Below are 1,301 nucleotides of genomic sequence, written 5' to 3'. Positions count from 1 at the left end.
TGCCCGCGCGTCGCGGCGAGTTCGGCGCCGTAGCGCATCTCGAGCAGTGTTTTCAAGACCAGTGTGACCAGCGCCAGCCCGGCCAGCAACGAGGCGACGGCGAAGGCGCCGACGGCGTTGTACTCGTTGTAGAGGATTTCGACATGCAGCGGCATGGTGTTGGTCAGGCCGCGTATATGGCCCGACACCACCGACACCGCGCCGAATTCACCCATGGCGCGCGCATTGCACAACAGCACGCCGTAGAGCAGCCCCCATTTGACGTTGGGCAAGGTGACGAACCAGAAGGTCTGCCAGCCATTGGCGCCGAGCGAAAGCGCCGCCTCCTCATCGCCATTGCCCTGTTCCTGCATCAGCGGGATCAGCTCGCGGGCGACGAACGGGAAGGTGACGAAGACGGTGGCCAGCACGATGCCCGGCACGGCGAACAGGATCTGGATGCCATGTCCCTTCAGCCAATCGCCGAGCAACCCTTGCGCGCCGAACAAAAGCACATAGACCAGGCCCGAGATCACCGGCGAGACCGAGAAGGGCAGGTCGATCAGCGTGGTCAAGAACGCCTTGCCCTTGAATTCGAACTTGGCGATGGCCCAGGCGGCGGAGATGCCGAAGACGACATTGAGCGGCACCGAGATCGCGGCGACGAGCAATGTCAGGTGGATGGCCGAGCGCGCATCCGCTTCGCCCAGGGCCTGCGTATAGGCACCGACGCCTTTCGCCAGCGCCTCATGGAAGACGATGATCAGCGGCAAGAGCAGGAAGACGCCGAGGAAGGCAAAGGCGATCGCCATCAGCACGGCCTGCGCCGGACGGCTTTCGGTCACCGCCGCCGAACGGCTCTCATGGTAGGGTTCCCAGGATTTGATTTCGGGATCAGCCATAGCGCTTGCGGCTCCATGTCTGCACCAGATTGACGACCAGAAGCATGACGAACGACAGAGCGAGCATGATCGCCGCGATCGCGGTCGCCGCCGGATAATTGTATTCCTCGAGCCGGATGACGATCAAAAGCGGCGCGATCTCGGATTTGTAGGGCAGATTGCCGGCGATGAAGATGACCGAGCCGTATTCGCCGACGCCGCGGGCAAAGGCCAGCGAAAAGCCGGTGATGATGGCCGGCGCCAGGCCCGGGAACAGCACGCGGGTGATGATCTGGAAGCGGCTGGCGCCAAGCGTGGCGGCGGCTTCCTCGACCTCCTTGTCGATCTCTTCCATGATCGGCTGCACGGTGCGCACGACGAAGGGCAGGCCGATGAAGACCAGGGCGATGACGATGCCGAGCGGCGTGTAGGCGACCTTGA

2 protein-coding genes are annotated in these 1,301 nt (G+C 63.5%); both read right to left on the bottom strand.

What is annotated here, in order from left to right:
* On the bottom strand, positions 1–881 hold an 881-nt coding region (gene cysW, locus LB568_RS33405; protein WP_224732401.1), incomplete at its 3' end, for a sulfate ABC transporter permease subunit CysW.
* The coding region (locus LB568_RS33400; RefSeq protein ID WP_224732400.1) for an ABC transporter permease subunit at positions 874–1,301 on the bottom strand (428 nt) is incomplete at its 5' end. The genes cysW and LB568_RS33400, both read right to left, overlap by 8 nt.

The sequence above is a fragment of the Mesorhizobium sp. B263B2A genome (genome assembly GCF_020165775.1).
GTDB lineage: Bacteria > Pseudomonadota > Alphaproteobacteria > Rhizobiales > Rhizobiaceae > Mesorhizobium > Mesorhizobium opportunistum.
The sequence above is the reverse complement of the archived record's forward strand: the minus strand, read 5'-3'. Positions and strand labels throughout refer to the sequence as shown.